Below are 16936 nucleotides of genomic sequence, written 5' to 3' on the forward strand. Positions count from 1 at the left end.
GGACGACCATGACGCAGCCGTCACGCAAGAAGGGCGGCCTCGGCCGGGGCCTGGCTTCGCTGATCCCGACCGGCCCCGCCGAGGGGGACCCGGGCCCGGCGACGCTCGGGCCCCGCATGGGGGACGCCGCCGCCGACGTGCTGATCGGTGGGACCATGCCCGCGGCCAAGGAGATCGGCGCGGTGTACCGCGAAATCTCGCCGTCCGACATCGAGCCGAACCCGCGCCAGCCGCGCCAGGTGTTCGACGACGATGCGCTCGCCGAGCTGGTGCACTCCATCCGCGCGTTCGGCCTCCTGCAGCCGATCGTGGTGCGCGCGGTTACCCCGGCGCCGGGCGGCGCGCGTTACCAGATCGTGATGGGGGAGCGGCGGTGGCGGGCCGCCCAGGTGGCGGGCCTGGCCACCTTGCCGGCCATCGTGCGGGAGACGACCGACGACAACCTGTTGCGCGATGCGCTCCTCGAGAACATCCACCGGGCACAGCTGAATCCGTTGGAAGAGGCGGCGGCCTACCAACAGCTGCTCGACGAGTTTGATGTCACGCACGACGAGCTGGCCTCCCGGATCGGCCGCTCGCGGCCGTTGATTACCAACATGATCCGGTTGCTCAAGCTCCCGATCGCGGTCCAGCGCCGGGTTGCGGCCGGCGTGCTGTCGGCCGGTCACGCCCGCGCATTGCTGTCCCTGGAATCCGGTCCCGAGGCGCAGGAGGAACTCGCGGCCCGGATCGTCGCCGAGGGTCTGTCGGTGCGCGCCACCGAAGAGGCCGTCACCCTGGCAAACCGCGGCGACACCGCGGCCCCGTCGGCCCCGCGCCGCAAGCCGATTCAGATGCCGGGCCTCCAAGACGTGGCCGACCGGCTGTCGAATGCGTTCGACACCCGCGTCTCGGTCAGCCTGGGCAAGCGCAAGGGGAAGATCGTCGTCGAGTTCGGCTCCGTCGAGGACCTCCAGCGAATTATCGACGTGATGAGCCCGCCCAGGGCGTGACCGGATACACCGTGTAATTACGTCACTGTGACATCGGGGCGCTTTCCGGGCCCGAAGCGACCGCCCGCGCCGTCCCCCTCTAACGGAAGATGCTGTGCGCCAACTCATTTCGCGGGACGCGGCGTGGCCGCGGCCGGCCGGCCCGCGTAACGGCGTCAACAGTCGCCGGTTTGCGCCAAACTCTCCTATCCTGGAGCGGTTGGTGGTGCATGTCAGCCTGGACCGCCGGGATGTAGGCAGTCGGCTGCGGCGCGTACGGAAGCCAGGAGGCTAGTGTCTGCTCGAATCACACCGCTGCGGCTCGAAGCCTTCGAGCAGCTTCCCAAGCATGCGCGCCGGTGCGTCTTTTGGGAGGTCGACCCCGCGACCCTGGGCCACGACCATCTTGCCGACCCGGAATTCGAAAAAGAAGCCTGGCTGTCGATGGTGATGCTGGAGTGGGGTTCGTGCGGGCAACTCGCGACGACGGTTCCCGACGAGCGCAGTAGTGCCGAGCCGTCCTGCCTGGGGTATGTGCTTTACGCGCCGCCCGGGGCGGTGCCGCGAGCCAGCCGCTTTCCCACCGCGCCGGTGTCGCCGGACGCCGTGCTGCTGACGTCGATGGGTATCGAACTCGGGCACGCCGCCGACGACCTGCCGCACAGTCTGCTCGCCCGGGTGATCGAAGAGTTGGTCCGCCGCGGAGTCCGGGCGCTCGAGGCGTTCGGCCGGACGCCTGAGGCATCGGAACTACACGACCCGCAGTTGGTGGAACCCGGTGTGCGGCCGGTGCTCGAGGCGCTCGGCGATTGCTCGGTTGACCGCTGCATCATCGACGCGGAGTTCCTGCAGGACGTGGGATTCGTTGTGGTGGCACCACATCCGTATTTCCCCCGGCTGCGGCTCGAGCTGGACAAGGGCCTGGGCTGGAAGGCCGAAGTGGAGGCCGCGCTGGAGCGCCTGCTGGCCAACGCGCAACTGGAGCAGCCGGTCGGCGCGGGGTCTGCTACGGCGAATGCGTTGCAGGCCAACCGGACCGGGCTGACCAACCGGACCGGCTAGGAGCCGCCGAGCCCGGTCGCCCGCTCCACCGACAGTTCGTGGGCGAGCAATTCGGCGAACGTGAAGGTACCGGTGGGCCGGTCGTTCTTGCCCAACAGGTAGAGCCGCTTGACCGCGGCGAGGATGCCTTCCGCGATGAAGTCGCGGGTCTGGGTCGAGACCAGCATCGAGCGATCATGCGGATTGGTGATGTAGCCGATGTCGACCTGAACGGTCGGCATCCGCGTGAGCCGCAGCAGATCCCACGTCCGTCCATGGGTCCGGCAGTCCCGTAACCCGGTGCGCGCGACCACTTCTCGCTGGATGAAGTCGGCGAGGTTACGGCCGATCGTTGACACCGAGCCGTGTGAGTTCCCGAAGTGGAACGACGCCACGCCGTTGGCCGACGGGCTGGCCTGCGCCGCGCAGCGCAGGCTGATCATCAGGTCCGCGCCGACGTTGTTGGCCGTCGCGGCGCGTTCGGCGTCCGACGGGCTGCGGTTCGTCGGACGGGACAGGAAGGTCTCCATCCCGATGGCCGTCATCCGGCCCTCGAGCCGGCTTGCCAAGTCCCACAACACGTCCGCCTCGCTGATCGGGCCGCCGGGACCCTGCGCGATCAGGCCGTGGTCGGGGCCGCCGCGGCCCGGATCGATGATGATCCGCTTGCCCGACAGCCGCGGGCCAGACCGGCGCACCAGTTCCTCTTCGCGAATGGCGTGCGGCGAGCCGCCGGTGACCCGCGAGCTCAGAAAGTACAAGGAGCGCAACGTGTCCGGGCCGCAGATGCCATCTGCGGCGAGCCCGTACTCGCGCTGATACGACATCAACGCATTGTGAGTCTGAAGGCCGAAGTGGCCGTCGACCAGCCCCGTGTAGAAACCGAGGTCCTGGAGGCGGGCCTGCAGGGTGGCGACGTCGTCGCCGTACAGCGGGGCACCGAATTGGTGGAAAAGCGTGCGGGCGCCCAGCCGGTAGGACGCCTCTTTGAGGGCCCGGTAGGTGGCCTCGCCGACAATGCCGTCCACCAGCAGCCCGCGGTGCTGTTGGAAGGCGCGCACCGCCTGGTCGAGCTCGGTGTCGAACACTTCGAGGGCAACATGGCGGCCGGTGGTGAGGTCTTCGTCGGCACTTTCCAGCAACCCCAGCGCAGCAAGGGCAGCCCGGATCTCGGTCACAGCAGCGCTGCGGTCACCACAGCGCAGCGCGTCGCCATTTTCGCGGCGCGGACTCGACATACCAAGGGCCCTCCGGGACAACTAACAGCCTGACAACTGCGTTGCAGCTAACGGGTATTGTCGCAGATCCTTCTCAATTTCGGGAAAACCGCAGGCTAAGCGGCGGGGCCGCGTCGAGGCGGATCGCGATCAATCGAGGTTGGGAACCGCCTCGGACAGCTCGCGCAACAAGGCCGCTTTGCCCTTTGCGCCGACGATCCGTTTCACCGGCTGGCCGTCCTTGAACAGGATCATCGTGGGGATCGACACCACCTGGAAGTCACGCGCCGTCTCCGGGTTGGCGTCCACGTCCAGCTTGGCGACGGTGAGGTGCTCGCCACGCTCGGACGCGATCTCCTCGAGGACCGGCGCCACCATCTTGCATGGCCCGCACCAGGTGGCCCAAAAGTCAACCAGCACAGGCTTATCGCTGGACAACACATCCGCAGAAAACGATGCGTCGGAGACTTCTACTGTGCCCCCGGCCTTTTCGTTGTCGCTCATCGTTTGGCTCCAATCAAATCGGTATTTCCAGCGCTTGTTTGGCCGTCGGACGCTTCGGACTCTTCGTGTTCGGCCAACCAGCGCTCGGCGTCGATGGCCGCCGAGCAGCCGCTGCCGGCGGCGGTGACCGCCTGCCGGTAGGTGTGGTCCACCAGGTCGCCGGCGGCGAAGACGCCGTCCACCGTGGTAGCGGTGGTGCGGCCCTGGACCAGCACGTAGCCTTCCGGGTCGAGGTCGACGATGTCGCGCACCAGCGCCGAGCGCGGGTCGTGCCCGATCGCGACGAAGACACCCGTCACCGGCAGAGTGGATTCTTCGCCAGTTACGGTGTCGCGCAACCGCAATCCGGTCACGCTGGTGTCGCCATCGACCGCCTCCACCGCCGCGTTGGTGACGAATTTGATCTTGTCGTTGTTCAGCGCGCGGTCGAGCATGATCTTCGACGCCCGGAACTCCTCGCGGCGGTGCACCAAGGTGACGCTGCGGGCGAACCGGGTCAAGAACGTGGCCTCTTCCATCGCGGAGTCGCCGCCGCCGATCACGGCGATGTCCTGGTCCTTGAAGAAGAATCCGTCACAGGTGGCACACGAGCTCACGCCGCGCCCCAGCAACTCCTGCTCGCCGGGAACGTTGAGGTATCGGGCCGCGGCGCCCATCGCCAAGATGACGGCGTGGGCCCGGTAGGTCTCTCCCTCGGCGGTCACGACGGACTTGATCGGCCCGTCCAGCGACACCGACTCGATGTCCTCCATCCGGAGGTCGGCGCCGAAGCGCAACGCCTGCTCGCGCATCTGGTCCATCAGCTCCGGGCCGGTGATGCCGTCGCGGAACCCGGGGTAGTTCTCGACCTCGGTCGTGGTCATCAACGCGCCACCGAAGGAGGTGCCCTCGAAAACCAGGGGAGCCAGTTGCGCGCGGGCGGTGTAGAGCGCCGCGGTGTATCCGGCCGGACCAGAACCAATAACGATCACGTTGTGGACTGTCTCGTCAGCAGCAGCGGCGGTCATACCAGCCTTTCCGGTACAGATATCTTCAACTTTTCGAACGCCAGCGTAGGCGTGGGTGTTCCCGCGCGTCGCACGTGGCACCACCCTAAGCGCGGGGAATCTGGGTGTCGGCCAACAGCCCGGTATCGGCCGCGCTGCAATTCAGCGCCACCGCGAACACCGCCAGGGTGTTGGGGGCGTCGGCGGGCAGCACCAGCACAATCCCGGGGCGGGCGTTGATCTCGACGGGGCGCCCGCCCAGCACCGGGGTCGACGCCGGGTAGCCGAGGCCACTCAGACACGACGCCCGCCGGGCCGGGTCGCTGAGCGGGCCGTAGTCGGCGGGGTGGTTCAGCAGGTCGCGCAGCTCGGCCGCGGACAGCGGGATCGCCATCGGCGGCGTCGACACGGTGATGTGCTCGGCGGTGGGGCCGGTGCTGGGGGTGGGCGCGGGCGCCCGCAGCAGGGCGACCGTGCCGAACGGGGGTGGGCGCGGGCGCCCGCAGCAGGGCGACCGTGCCGAACGCGATCGCAGCCAGCGCGGCGGCCACCCCCGCGATGCCCGCGACGAGCTTGGCGGGACGGGCGTTCGGCCGCGCCGAATGGGTCGAGCCTGGCCGTTGCGGGGCGGCCGACTGCAGCGTCGCGGTGATGCGGGCGCTGACCTCGGCGGGTACCTCGGGGGCCGACGCGGTGTCCGCGCCCGCGGCGGCGACGTCGCGGCGCACCCGATTCAGGGCGCGCAGCATCCCCTCGGCGCGCGGATCCGCGCGGATCTGCCCGCGCACCCGGGCGGCGTCCTCGTCGTCGAGCAGACCCGCCTGCAGATCGGCGAGGAGCTCGACCGTCAGCGGCGGGTCCGTCGCTGGTTTCTCGACTTCACCCATCCGCCCCAGTGTCCGTCATGGATAGGCCGATGGTCACGCGCAACCCGCGCGGTGGGCTAGCGCTGGCCGGCTGGACGGTCCGGGGCGGTGTACAGGTCGAGGTGACCGAGCAGCTGGGCCAGGCGCACCCGGGCCCGCGCGCAGCGACTCTTGACGGTGCCTTCGGCGATGCCGAGCAGCCGGGCGGTGTCGGCGATCGAGTAGCCCTGCATGTCGACGGCCACCACCGCGGCGCGCTGCTCGACGGGGAGGCGCATCAGCGCGTGCTGGACGCCGATCGCAGTGTCGACCTGCGCGGTCCGATCGGCCACCGGGTAGACGTCTTCGAGGGGAGTGGTCCGGTGGGCCTTGGCGCGGCGCAGCCGGTCCAGGCAGGCGTTGACGACGATGCGGTGCAGCCAACTGCCGACCGCGGCGTCGTAGCGGAAGGATCCGGCGCCGCGGTGCGCCGAGAGCATCGCGTCCTGCAGGGCGTCCTCGGCGTCCTCGGGGCTGCGGGTGGTCAGCCGCGCCAGTCGGTGCAGATGGCGTTGGTGACGTCCGAACAGCTCGGCGAAGGCGTAGCGATCGCCGGCGACATGGGCGGCCAACAGCTCGGCATCACTGCGCTCGCACTGGATCCTTGCCCCCAACCCCACGGCCGGACAGTAACCAATCGGTTGGGGTGCGGCACTTCACCTGAGGCGGCCGCCTGTGAGTGTCAGGACGAGGCCTGAACCGTGATCTCCGAGAGGCTGGCCTGGCTCTTGCCGTTGGTGCTTCCCAGCACGGTGATCCACACCAGCAGGTTCGATGTCGGCGAGCCGGCCCGCACCGGGATGACGTTGTGGCCGGGCTTCAGCGCGAACGCCGGGGCGAGCAGGGTGGTGTCCTCCAGCTTCGCCGGCGTCGGCGTGGAGGCCGAGCGGATCTCCACCTTCGTCCCGGTGCCGGCGATGTCGATGCCGACCTGGCCCACCACTGTCGGGTTCGGCAGCTGCAGCATCAACCCTTCGCCCTGCTTGAACGACGGGAAGGGGACGGGGTCGGTGTAGATCTCGGTCGACCATGCGGTGCTGGGGTCGCCGTCGATGGCCTGCCCGGCCTGGCCCGGGTTGTCGGGATCGCCGTCGGGGGAGAAGACGGTCGCCCTGGTGGGCTTGACCTTACTGCCGGCCGGCGCGGACGTCGTCGACGACGCGGTCGACGAGCTCGGCCCGTTCAGCCCCAGCTCGTCTTTGTTCAGGCCGCCGACGTTGCCGAATATCTTGCTGACGATCGAGGCCAGCACCACCAGCGCGACCACGATGATGACGACGGCCGCGCCGACGCCGATCAGCAGTCCGCGACGGCGGCGCACCGAATCCGCGTACTCGCGACCGGCGGGGGCGGGGCTGGGTTCCGCCGTCGAATCGTCGATGGGGCCGAGCACCTCGGTGCGGTCGGCCACCGCCGTCGCCTGCTGCAGCAGGTTCAAAAGCGTTGACGCACTGCGGATTCCGCCGTCCTCCTGGACGGCCCGCACGGCGACAGCGGAGATCTGGAAGGGGATGTCGCGGTCGATGACGGTGGGCTCGACGGGAAGGCCGCTGCCGTCGCGGTCGGCCGCCGCGAGCCCGCTGCGCACGCCGAACTCGGGCAGCGGCCACCGGTTGACCAGCAGCGCGTACAGCGAAGCGCCGATGCCCCGGATGTCGTCCTCGGGGTTCGCGTCCGGCATGGTCGCCGGGTACGCCAGCACGACATCACCCTCGATGCTGACGCGCACGCGGCTGGGGTGGTCGATCGAGAGGGCGACACCGGCGCGGTGGGCCGCGTCGGCGGCCGCGGCCAGCGATTGCATCGCCCGCACGGCGCCGACGGGCGACGGCGCGGTATCGGCGACCTCCTGCAGCGAGCCGCCGCGGATCCACTCCGCGACGACCAGGCCGCCGGAACCGGTGTGGACGACGTCGAGCACCCGGGCGATACCCGGCTTGTCGATCCGGCTGAGCCGCAGCGTGCGCGACAGGATCTCCTGCAGGACCTCCTCGGGCAGGGTGCCGTCCGGATCGACGAAGGTCAGCGCGACCTGCCGGTCCAGGGCGGTGTCGAGCGCCTGCCAGAACTGCAGGGGAGGCGCGCCGCCGTGGAAGACCAGCAGGCGGTACCGGCCCCCGGCGATCCGCGCGCCGGGAACCAGGGGGGAGTCGTCCGAGGCCGCCGACGGATCCGCACCACGCTCGCGGGGTGCGTCGAACGCGCCGCGGACGGGCTCGGCCGGGAGGCCGCCGTTGCGCTGGTCGGACGGCGGCGGCGAGCCGGCCGGGATGTCGGGCTGGAAGTCGTCGGCGGAGGGGCGCGGCGATGGCGAACCGGAACCCGAGCCAGCGCCGGGGCTGGAGGCCGGGCTTTCGGTTGGGCGGTCGGTCACCTCCGGTCCTTTCGCTAGCTGGGCGTTGGATGCCCGCTCCGGAGGCCTGCGCCGGATCGGCTCCTGGACCGCATTGACCCCCGGCGGGGACGAATTCCTGTGCTCAGGGTACGTGACGGGACGGCGCTGAGACGATCCGTCCGGCACAACTGCCGCGCGGGCGGGGGGCTGGCCTTTGGGACTGGGACGGCTGCGGCGGGTGATCCGGTGCCTGACCGCGGCGAGCGCGGCCTGCGCCTCGGGCACCCGCGCCCGGACCATGACCGTCACCATGATCGGCGCCATGATGATGGCCAGCACGAACAGCCGTAGCAGCGAGCCGGCGGGGCCGCCGCGGGCGGTCAATTCGTCGAGGAACAGCAGCCGGTCGGCCACCAGCGCGACCAGGCCGGCGAGCATCGAGGCCACCAGGGTGACCAGGATCGTGCGCACCTCGCCGACGCCGACCAGGTGACCGCCGGCGGGCAGCAGGGCGCGGCGCAGCAGCAGGTAGCCGACGATCGCCCCGGCCACGAAGCCGAGCCCGTTGGCCAACCCGAGGAACCCGGCCACCAGCTTGGGGTCGTCGGTGACGTGCGGGGCCAGCACCGAGCCGACGATCTTGACGGCGGTGATGACGAGGATGATCACGATCGGCGTCCACGGGTGCTCGCGCGCATAGAACACCCGCAGCTGTAGCAGCACCAGCCCGTAGGGGATCAACGTGAACGCCGACAAGGCAATCGCGGCGCCCAGGTACCCGGCGTCGACCCCGCCGAAGTGGCCGTAGGCGAACAGCGCGCTCCCGATCGCCGGACCGCCGACGGTCATGAACGCCACGATCGGGATCAGCGTGATCAGCGTCAGTCGCGTCGCCAGCGACAGGTCACCCAGCACGCCCGGGGTGTCGTCGGCAGCGGCATTGCGGCTCAGCCGCGGCATCACCACGGTCAGCACCGTGACGCCGATCATGCCGAACGGCAGCATCAACACCAGCCAGGTGTAGTTGTAGATCGCGGGGCCCGAAGCCGCTGCGGTGCTGGCGATTTGGTTGCCGACCACCAGACCGAGCTGGCTGATCAACACGTAGAGCACCATCGCGGCGGCCATCGTGCCGAAGCGCCGCAGGCGCTCGTCGATGCCCCACAACGGGCGCAGGCTGATGCGCTCGCGCTTCAACGCGACCAGCAGCACCGCGGTCTGCGCGAACACGCCGGCGGTGGTGCCGATGCCGAGCACCAGCAGTTTGGTGTTGCCCATCTGCACCGGGTCGACGGATAGCTGGCCGGGCACCGCCAGGTACACCGCGAGGGTGGCAAGCGCGACCAGGTTGTTGACGACCGGTGCCCACGCCGTGGGCCCAAACACGTTGCGGGTGTTCAGGATTGCCATGAACACCGACGTCAGGCCGTAGGCCAGCACCTGCGGCAGCAGCAGATAGGCGAACGCGACGGTGAGCGGCTCGTTGACCTGCGGGGCGCGGCCGAGCATCAGCCGCACCAGCAGCGGCGCGGCCACCACGGACAGCGCCGTCGCAATCAGTAGCAGGGCCGTGGTCACGGTGACCAGGCGCCGTACGAAGGCCGCGCCGCCGTCGGGGTCGCTCTGCTCGGCGCGGGCCAGCACCGGCACGAAGATCGCGGTGAACGTCGCCTCCAGCACCAGCGCGGCGACCAGGTTCGGCAGCTGGTTGGCCACCGAGAAGGCGCTGGACAGCGCGGCACCCAAAATCGCGGCGAGCAGCACGATCCGGGCGAATCCCGTCAGGCGGCTGACCAGCGTCGCGAACGCCATCGCCCACGACCGCGAGACCACCGCGGCGTCGGACAGCTCCGCACGCCGGCGGGCCAGCTCCGGCACCGGCGGCAGCGGACCGGTCGGCGGCCCGGGGCGGCGTGCCGGCGGCAACGGGCACTGCGGCGGTTGGGGATGGGGTGGCCGGTGGCCGGATTTCATACGCGGTTCTCTTCGTCGACGCGCGCGCCAACCCCTTGGCCGCCAGCGGATTTCGGGCCCGGCGGATCGGGGCGGTCGAGGTCGGCGCGGTCGGGCTGGCCGCGGAACCGGTGCCAGAGCCGCCGCCCGGCCAGCAGCACCAGCGCGGCCGCCGCGGTCAGCGTGATCCCGAACAGCACCTTGCCGTAGGCGTTGGAGTGCACCGACAAGCGCACCGGTTCGCCCAGCCGCGTGCCGTCCGGCGTTCGCAAGGACACGTCGATGGCGACCCGCTGGGTGAAGTTCACCTCGATCGGCACCCGCAGCGGCAGGTACCCGGGCGGCAGCTCGATCTGACCGACGTCGGTGACAGTCATCCCGGGCGGCGCATCCACCTGCAGCCGGACCTTGATCGGCACGGCGAGGCCGTTGTGCAGGGCCAGCGGCAGCGGGCTGTGTTCGGTGGCCAGGGTGTAGTTGCCGCCGGGGTTGACGATGGTGACCGCGCCGAACAGGTCGTTGATGGTGTTGCCGACGACGCCCAGCCGCTGTTGTGCCAGCCCGTTGCGGGTATCGGGTGGCTGCGACTGGCTGAGCGCGCGCAGCATGTCCTCGCGCAGGGGCGCGGTGTACTGGATGCCGGTCAGCCCGGTGCGCTCGTCGGTGCTCAGCGCCGAGGTCAGCCGCCACAGCCGCCCGGCCTGAGTGCCGACGTCGGCGGTGACGTCGTCGGAGAACCGGCCGCGCTCGGAGCCGTCGATCGCCGGCGGGTCGGCCGGTTCGGTGCGGGACGCGGCCTCGGCCACCACCGCGGGCAGGGGCCGGGCCACCGCAAGGCCGGACCGGATGGTGGTGGCCAACGCGGTCATCAGGACCTGCGCGTCGTCGTTCTGTAGGTTCCACACCGCCGGCGGGACCAGCAGCTGGGTGCGCGGCGCGGCGTCCCGGTCCAGCGCGTGCCAGAACATGGAGCCCAGCGCGTCTTGCCGCCGCGCGGTGTCCGAGTCGTGGGCGAGCCGGACCGTCAGCGACGGGCTCAGGTAGGTGGGCACGGTGGGGTCTTTCCCCGCGCCGGCCAGCGCCGCACCGACGGCCGGGTCGAATGGGGCGATCGCCACCTGGGGAGACAACCGGCGCGGGGCCGTGTCGACGTTGGTGCCGGACGCGGCGCCCGACGACACTGACGTGTCGGGTGCGACCAGGTCCGCGGCGGCGATCGCGACCGTGTTGGTGTTGGCGCTGAGCAGGCTGACCGCCCCGCCGGTCAGCGGGCCGTCGGGCAGCAGCGTGGCGCCGCGGGTGGAGCGCACGTCGAGGATCTGGTCGACGACGTCGGCGGCGCTGTTGGTGGCGATCGCGCTCAGCTCGGCGTTGTTCACGCGCTGCAGGGCGTCCAGGTCGGCCTGCGCGTAGGGCAGCGGTGCCACGCAGCTGCGCCTGCCCAGCGCCCGGAGCCGGTTCATCCAGGCGGTCGCGGCGGCCTGGCCGGCGCCGGGATGCGTCGGGGTGCCCGGCGTTTGGGCGGACGCGTCGGCGGCGTTGGACACGACGTAGCCGGCGGTCATCGCGTTGACGGTGACCAGCAGGTCCGGGTCGATGGCCAGGCACAGCGCCCGCCCGACGGCGCCGTCGGGATCGACGTCGTGGCTGGTGGCGACCTCGGCGGCGGACAGCAGCACGTCCAGCCGGCCGCCGGTGACCAGCGACGTGGCCAGGTCGTCGTCGATCAGCCGGACCGGGATGGTGCCGCCGGGTTGGCCGGGCGCCAGCCGGGGGCGGTCGGCCAGCGGCCACAGCATGGTGATCCACACGGGCTTAGAGGTATCGGGGGCAACGGCCGATTCCAGGGCGTCGGCCTGGTCGGGCGGCACCCCGATCACCGGCAGCAGGAAGCGGGCGTTGTCCAGGCGGGCGGGCGCGCCGTAGTCCGGGGTGCCGTTGACGTTGACCAGGACGGGGTAGATCCCCGGCTTACCGATGCCCAGCGACGTCTTGGCCAGCGACCGCAGCGGGGCGGAGAGCGTGAAGCTGACTTCCTGCCCGCGCTGCAATTCCGGTGCGACGGTGAGGAATTCAGCGGCAGCCTGATACTGATCGGTGCCGCCGTCCAGCGAGGTGCGCAGGCCGGCCGAGGCCGTCACCGCGGCGGCGTGTTCGAGCCGGACCATCACGTCGCGGACCGGGCGGTCACCGATGTTGGTCACCATCCCGCTGACGGTGACCACGGGTGGGCTCGTCGTTGTCACGACGTCCGGCGTCACCTGGTCGATGCGGACGCGGACGAACGGTGTCGCGCCGGGCTCGCCGGCGGCCGCGTGGGGCGCGACGATGGGCCCGGTGAGCAGTACCGCGAAACCGGCCACGATGCCGACCGCTGCGGCAAGGCGCAACAAGCCGGCCCAGCAGAGTCGTGGCGAGGTCACGGCCCCGGCCCGTGACCGTTCTTCCGGCCCGTGTCGGGTTTCTGCGAGTTGCGGGCGCGCGAGTGTGTCTGCGGATGCCGCCGCGGCGCGCTGGGCGGAAGCGGCGGGAGCGCCGACGGGCCGTCGGTCTGCAGCTTCCCGATCAGTTCGTCGGCGACTTCGGCCAGCCGGCGCTCGTCGGCGTAGGCCAGCCGCGATGGCAGTTCTCCGATCGGTACCCACGCCACCTCGGCGACCTCGAGGTCCTCGTCGCACAGCTCCCCGCCGGAGAAACGCATCAGATAGTGGTGCACGGTCTTGTGCACCCGGCGGCCATCCGTGACAAACCAGTAGTCGATGCGCCCGAGCGCGGCGAGCACGCTGCCGCGGATCCCGGTCTCCTCGGCCACCTCACGAATGGCGGTCTGCTCGGCGGTTTCGCCGAGTTCGATGTGGCCTTTTGGCAGCGACCACAGCATCCGGCCGCGGCGGTCGATGCGGCCGATCAGCGCGGCGACCTGCGAGTCGCGCGGCCCGTCGATGCCGTCGATCACCAACCCACCCGCCGACGTCTCGTGCACGGTCCGCAGTCGCTCGGGACCGCGGCGTGGGGCACGGGGGCGGCGGCGCTTGGCGGTCGCGGATTCGTCGCTGGCTTGGCCGGGGGTGTTGGTCTCGGCCGCGGCGACCGCGCCACGATTACGGCGCCGTCCGCGGCGCCGACGTGGTTTGGCTCGTTCGCCGTCCGACACCCAAGCGATAGTAGCTGGCACGGCCTGGTCTCCCGGACATACTCGCCGCTGGTGGGGCTGCGGCGGGCGCGCAGGCGCGGCCGGACCGACGCGACTACGCTAACCGAACGTGCCGGAAGCCGCCGACGATGCAGAGCTGTTGACCGCGGCCGCGGTCGCCCTGAATCAGTACGCGTCCATGCTGGGCGAGCTGGGGTCGGCGTTCGACGCCGCGGGGCACGAGCTGTATCTGGTCGGCGGGTCGGTGCGGGATGCCTTGTTGGGCAGGCTGAGTGCCGACTTGGACTTCACCACCGACGCCCGCCCGGAGCAGGTGCAGCAGATCCTGCGGCGCTGGGCGGACAGCCTGTGGGACACCGGCATCGACTTCGGCACCGTCGGCGTCGGCAAGGACGAGCGCCGCCTGGAGATCACCACCTTCCGCGCCGACGCTTACGACCAGGTGTCGCGCAATCCGGAGGTGCGCTTCGGCGATCGCCTGGAAGACGACCTGGTGCGCCGCGACTTCACGGTCAACGCGATGGCGGTGCGGATCACGTCGGCCGGCCCGGGCGAATTCGTGGATCCGCTGGGTGGTTTGGCGGCCCTGCGGGCCCGGGTGCTCGACACCCCGTCGGCCCCGGAGGTGTCGTTCGGCGACGACCCGCTGCGCATGTTGCGCGCCGCGCGGTTCGTGTCGCAGCTGGGCTTCACCGTCGCCCCGCGGGTGCGGACGGCGATCGAAGACATGGCCCCGCAACTCGGCCGCATCAGCGTCGAGCGGGTGGCCGCCGAGCTCGACAAGCTGTTGCTCGGGGCGGACCCCGTCGCCGGAATCGACCTGCTCGTGCAGACCGGCATGGGCGAGGTGGTGGCGCCCGAGATCGGCGGGATGCAGATGGCCATCGACGAACACCACCAGCACAAGGACGTGTACCAGCATTCGCTGACGGTGCTGCGGCAGGCGGTCGCGCTGGAGGACGAGGGCCCCGACCTGGTGCTGCGCTGGGCAGCGCTGTTGCACGACATCGGCAAGCCGTCGACCAGGCGGCACGAGGACAACGGCGGTGTGAGCTTTCACCACCACGAGGTCGTCGGCGCCAAGATGACCCGCAAGCGGCTGCGGGCGCTGAAGTACTCCAAGCAGATGATCGAGGACATTTCGCAGCTGGTGTATCTGCACCTGCGCTTCCACGGCTATGGCGGCGGCAAGTGGACCGACTCCGCAGTGCGCCGCTATGTCGCCGATGCCGGACCGCTGCTGCCCCGGCTGCACAAGCTGGTCCGCGCCGACTGCACCACCCGCAACAAGCGCCGCGCCGCGCGGCTGCAGGCCAACTACGACCAGCTGGAGGCGCGCATCGCCGAGCTGGCCGCCCAGGAGGATCTGGCGCGCGTGCGCCCCGACCTGGACGGCAACCGGATCATGGAGCTGCTCGGCATCCCCGCGGGCCCGCAGGTCGGCGAGGCGTGGCGGTTCCTGAAGGAGCTGCGGCTGGACCGGGGCCCGATGAGCGACGAGGAGGCCACCGCCGAGCTGCTGGCCTGGTGGCAGTCGCGGGGGAACGCCTAGCGGCGGACGCGCGTCCGACAGGTCATGGACTACTGCCTATCTGGCGACGACGGCACCGCGGCAATGTGGCATGGCCAGCCCGATCTCGATCTTGACGGCGACGGCCGCCTCGATGCCTACGGCCTGGATTTCGACGGTGACGGCATGCGCGACGACGCGCTGGCGGACTTCGACGGCGACGGGGTGGCTGATCACGCGGTGCTCGACCTGGACAACGACGGCGCCCCGGAAAGCTATTTCACCGACGACGGGTCGGGCACCTGGGCGGTCACCGTGGACCGAGGTGGGCAGTTGCGCTGGTACGGGCTGGACGGCGCGGAGCACACCGGCGGGCCGCTGGTCGACTTCGACGGGGTGCACGTCCGGGGCCGGCTGGACGACCGGTTGATCGACACCGACGGCAACGGCGTGGCCGACCGCGTCGTGTGCGCCGGCGAGAACGGGGTCACCGGATATGTGGACACCGACGGCGACGGGAAGTGGAACGTTCGGTTGACCGACGGCGACGGGGACGGTCTGTCCGATGGGGCGACCGGCCTTTAACCGCGGTCGCCGACAAGCTCAGCTAAAAGGTCTTTGCGGTTGACATGGTTTTTGTCGTTTGTGGGTAAACCAGCAGCACTCCGCGTGTGGATCTGTGAAAAACAGCTGAAGTGACAGCCGCCGATACATGTCTAAACTTCAATCCATATCCAGGCCGGGGAGAGCCTAGAAACCAGGGAGGAAAGATGTCATCAACTGTCGTCACACCGGAGCTGCTCCGCAGCACCAAGCAGCGGATTGAATCGCGGCTGCAGGAAGCAGCGGCCATCGCCAATCAATACTTGAGCGGTCACGAGAACATCATCAGCGGTGCCGGTTGGGCCGGCCAGGCCGGGTCGACGTCGCTGAACACGGCGGGCCAGATTCACCACGATCTGCAGCAGATGATGAATGGCGGCCACCGGCTGGCCAATGGCCTCGCGCAGACCGCGTCGCTGATGGAGAGCCAGGAAGCGGATTCCGCCCACAACCTCAACGGCGTCTTCGGCGGCGGGGTGTCCACCTAACCCGATGCCGCGCCAATTCCGACCCAAGACCTATTTCACGTAAGGAAAGCGAATATGTCCGACAGCATCATTTACAACCACGCCGCGGTGAGCGGCCTTTCCGGAGACATCGCGTCGCAGGCGTCTCAGCTGATGGAGATTCACGGCGACGTCCTGCACCTAACCCAGGCGCTGACCGATTTCTTCCAGGGCCACGGCGCGACCTCGTTCTTCGACGCCCAGCAGCAGATGCTGCACGGGTTGGAGGACCTGATCCAGACGGTGACCCTGCACGGCCACACGGTGAGCAATGTGCACGACGCCGCGCTGATGACGGACAATCTGACCAGCAAGTTCTTCATGCAAGGTTGAGCTTGGTGGGTGCACGCGCGGTGCGTGCTCTCCCCTCGGGTACAAGGGAATAGCGTGCTAACCACCACACTGGACGGTCTGTGGGCCCTTCAGGTGCTCACCGGCATCGAGGTCTTGTCCGCCGAGCTGGGACTGCGGCCGCACTTGCCGAGCGTCGAACCCAAGAGTTCCGCGCTGGCACACCCGGTCGTGGCCGAACTGCGGGCCGCCGGGGTCATCGACGAGTTGGGCGTCGTGGACAGCACGGTCGTCGAATGGCTGACCGTGCTGTCTCGCCGCGACGTCGGCCTCTTCGTGCAGTTCCGCACGCCCGGCCAGGACGAACCGCCGCGGGCGCTGCTGGCGAGGTTCGCGCAGTGGTGGGTAGCCATGGAGCGGTCGGCCGACATCGTCCGGATCAGCGGCGCGGGCGTCGCCAGCACCGAGGGCGCGGCCGGCGCCGCCCTAGCCGCGCAGATGGAGAGATTGTGCGGCGCCAACGAACCGGCGGCGCTGCGGCCCGTCACTCTGGACGCCGAGGCCATGCGCGCCGCCGCGACCGACCAAGACTCCCTGAACGCGTGGTTCGAGAAGCAAGGGCTCGATCGCGACCAGGTGCACATCCTCGAACTGGCGGCCGACCCCGAGCGCTCGGCCCAGGCCTCGATCGTCGCCATGCAGTCCGGAGTGGACACCGGCCGAGTCACTCGGATTTACGTCGAACCGGGCTCGGTGACCATCATCGATACGCCGGAGGGACGGTTGGTCGCCGAGCAAGTCTGTTCTGCGGGCAGAAAATGGATGATCATTGCACCGGGAAACAACAACAACATCGTCAAGGCGATCAATGAAATGATGCGGCGCCTGCCGGCGGAAGAAGAATGGCATTCGTACCGAAAAGTCGTGTAGTCGAGAGGAACTCGCATAAATGTTAGCATC

The 16936-nt window shown here is 69.9% G+C and carries 14 protein-coding genes and 1 pseudogene; 7 read left to right on the forward strand and 8 right to left on the reverse strand.

Features of this window, described 5'->3' with window-relative positions; genetic code table 11:
- Window positions 1-8 precede the first annotated feature (8 nt).
- Both MRAB57_RS08380 and MRAB57_RS08385 read left to right on the forward strand, forming a co-directional pair.
- Window positions 9-992 carry a ParB/RepB/Spo0J family partition protein gene (locus MRAB57_RS08380; protein ID WP_077087151.1) on the forward strand — a complete coding sequence of 328 codons (984 nt, stop codon included), beginning with the start codon at window positions 9-11 and terminating at the stop codon, window positions 990-992.
- 273 nt (window positions 993-1265) lie between these two features.
- Window positions 1266-2033: an acetyltransferase gene (locus MRAB57_RS08385; protein WP_077087152.1), complete on the forward strand. Its 768-nt coding sequence runs from the start codon at window positions 1266-1268 to the stop codon at window positions 2031-2033.
- Here MRAB57_RS08385 and MRAB57_RS08390 read toward each other — a convergent pair.
- The 8 genes and pseudogenes from MRAB57_RS08390 to MRAB57_RS08425 form a co-directional block, all read right to left on the reverse strand.
- Window positions 2030-3250, reverse strand: a complete 1221-nt coding sequence (locus MRAB57_RS08390) for an N-acetylmuramoyl-L-alanine amidase (RefSeq protein WP_077087153.1) — start codon at window positions 3248-3250, stop codon at window positions 2030-2032. The genes MRAB57_RS08385 and MRAB57_RS08390 overlap by 4 nt on opposite strands.
- A gap of 129 nt (window positions 3251-3379) precedes the next feature.
- Complete coding sequence (gene trxA / locus MRAB57_RS08395) at window positions 3380-3733, reverse strand: thioredoxin (RefSeq protein WP_077087154.1); 354 nt, start codon at window positions 3731-3733, stop codon at window positions 3380-3382.
- The gene (gene trxB / locus MRAB57_RS08400) at window positions 3730-4740 is read right to left on the reverse strand and encodes a thioredoxin-disulfide reductase (protein WP_077087155.1); all 1011 of its coding nucleotides are present in this window, start codon (window positions 4738-4740) and stop codon (window positions 3730-3732) included. The genes trxA and trxB overlap by 4 nt, the downstream gene beginning before the upstream one ends.
- 85 nt (window positions 4741-4825) lie before the next feature.
- Window positions 4826-5606: pseudogene (locus MRAB57_RS08405) on the reverse strand (hypothetical protein).
- 56 nt (window positions 5607-5662) lie between these two features.
- Window positions 5663-6244, reverse strand: a complete 582-nt coding sequence (gene sigM / locus MRAB57_RS08410; RefSeq protein WP_077087156.1) for an RNA polymerase sigma factor SigM — start codon at window positions 6242-6244, stop codon at window positions 5663-5665.
- 62 nt (window positions 6245-6306) lie between these two features.
- Window positions 6307-9933: a murein biosynthesis integral membrane protein MurJ gene (locus MRAB57_RS08415; RefSeq protein WP_077087157.1), complete on the reverse strand. Its 3627-nt coding sequence runs from the start codon at window positions 9931-9933 to the stop codon at window positions 6307-6309.
- Window positions 9930-12335: a hypothetical protein gene (locus MRAB57_RS08420; protein WP_077087158.1), complete on the reverse strand. Its 2406-nt coding sequence runs from the start codon at window positions 12333-12335 to the stop codon at window positions 9930-9932. The genes MRAB57_RS08415 and MRAB57_RS08420 overlap by 4 nt, the downstream gene beginning before the upstream one ends.
- Entirely contained in the window at window positions 12332-13066 is a 735-nt protein-coding gene (locus tag MRAB57_RS08425; protein WP_083743340.1) for an NUDIX hydrolase, read from the reverse strand. The genes MRAB57_RS08420 and MRAB57_RS08425 overlap by 4 nt, the downstream gene beginning before the upstream one ends.
- A gap of 109 nt (window positions 13067-13175) precedes the next feature.
- Here MRAB57_RS08425 and MRAB57_RS08430 point away from each other — a divergent pair, with 109 nt between their 5' ends.
- The 5 genes from MRAB57_RS08430 (at window position 13176) to MRAB57_RS08450 (ending at window position 16906) form a co-directional block, all read left to right on the forward strand.
- Window positions 13176-14618, forward strand: coding sequence for a CCA tRNA nucleotidyltransferase (locus MRAB57_RS08430; protein ID WP_077087160.1), 1443 nt, complete (start codon window positions 13176-13178; stop codon window positions 14616-14618).
- A 24-nt stretch (window positions 14619-14642) separates the two neighbouring features.
- Window positions 14643-15161, forward strand: a complete 519-nt coding sequence (locus MRAB57_RS08435; protein WP_077087161.1) for a pullulanase — start codon at window positions 14643-14645, stop codon at window positions 15159-15161.
- Window positions 15162-15346: 185 nt separating this feature from the next.
- On the forward strand, window positions 15347-15667 hold the full coding sequence (locus MRAB57_RS08440) for a WXG100 family type VII secretion target (protein WP_077087162.1): 321 nt from the start codon (window positions 15347-15349) through the stop codon (window positions 15665-15667).
- 54 nt (window positions 15668-15721) lie between these two features.
- The gene (locus MRAB57_RS08445; protein ID WP_077087163.1) at window positions 15722-16018 is read left to right on the forward strand and encodes a WXG100 family type VII secretion target; all 297 of its coding nucleotides are present in this window, start codon (window positions 15722-15724) and stop codon (window positions 16016-16018) included.
- 54 nt (window positions 16019-16072) lie between these two features.
- On the forward strand, window positions 16073-16906 hold the full coding sequence (locus tag MRAB57_RS08450) for an ESX secretion-associated protein EspG (RefSeq protein ID WP_077087164.1): 834 nt from the start codon (window positions 16073-16075) through the stop codon (window positions 16904-16906).
- Window positions 16907-16936: the final 30 nt, after the last annotated feature.

The sequence above is a fragment of the Mycobacterium rhizamassiliense genome, from assembly GCF_900157375.1.
Classification (GTDB): Bacteria; Actinomycetota; Actinomycetes; order Mycobacteriales; family Mycobacteriaceae; genus Mycobacterium; species Mycobacterium rhizamassiliense.

Excerpts from the sequence above, each read along its gene's own strand:
- MRAB57_RS08380 (WP_077087151.1), top strand. The coding sequence starts at position 9 with ATGACGCAGCCGTCACGCAAGAAGGGCGGCCTCGGCCGGGGCCTGGCT.
- MRAB57_RS08390 (WP_077087153.1), bottom strand. The coding sequence starts at position 3,250 with ATGTCGAGTCCGCGCCGCGAAAATGGCGACGCGCTGCGCTGTGGTGAC.
- trxA (WP_077087154.1), bottom strand. The coding sequence starts at position 3,733 with ATGAGCGACAACGAAAAGGCCGGGGGCACAGTAGAAGTCTCCGACGCA.
- trxB (WP_077087155.1), bottom strand. The coding sequence starts at position 4,740 with ATGACCGCCGCTGCTGCTGACGAGACAGTCCACAACGTGATCGTTATT.
- MRAB57_RS08415 (WP_077087157.1), bottom strand. The coding sequence starts at position 9,933 with ATGAAATCCGGCCACCGGCCACCCCATCCCCAACCGCCGCAGTGCCCG.
- MRAB57_RS08435 (WP_077087161.1), top strand. The coding sequence starts at position 14,643 with ATGGACTACTGCCTATCTGGCGACGACGGCACCGCGGCAATGTGGCAT.
- MRAB57_RS08440 (WP_077087162.1), top strand. The coding sequence starts at position 15,347 with ATGTCATCAACTGTCGTCACACCGGAGCTGCTCCGCAGCACCAAGCAG.
- MRAB57_RS08445 (WP_077087163.1), top strand. The coding sequence starts at position 15,722 with ATGTCCGACAGCATCATTTACAACCACGCCGCGGTGAGCGGCCTTTCC.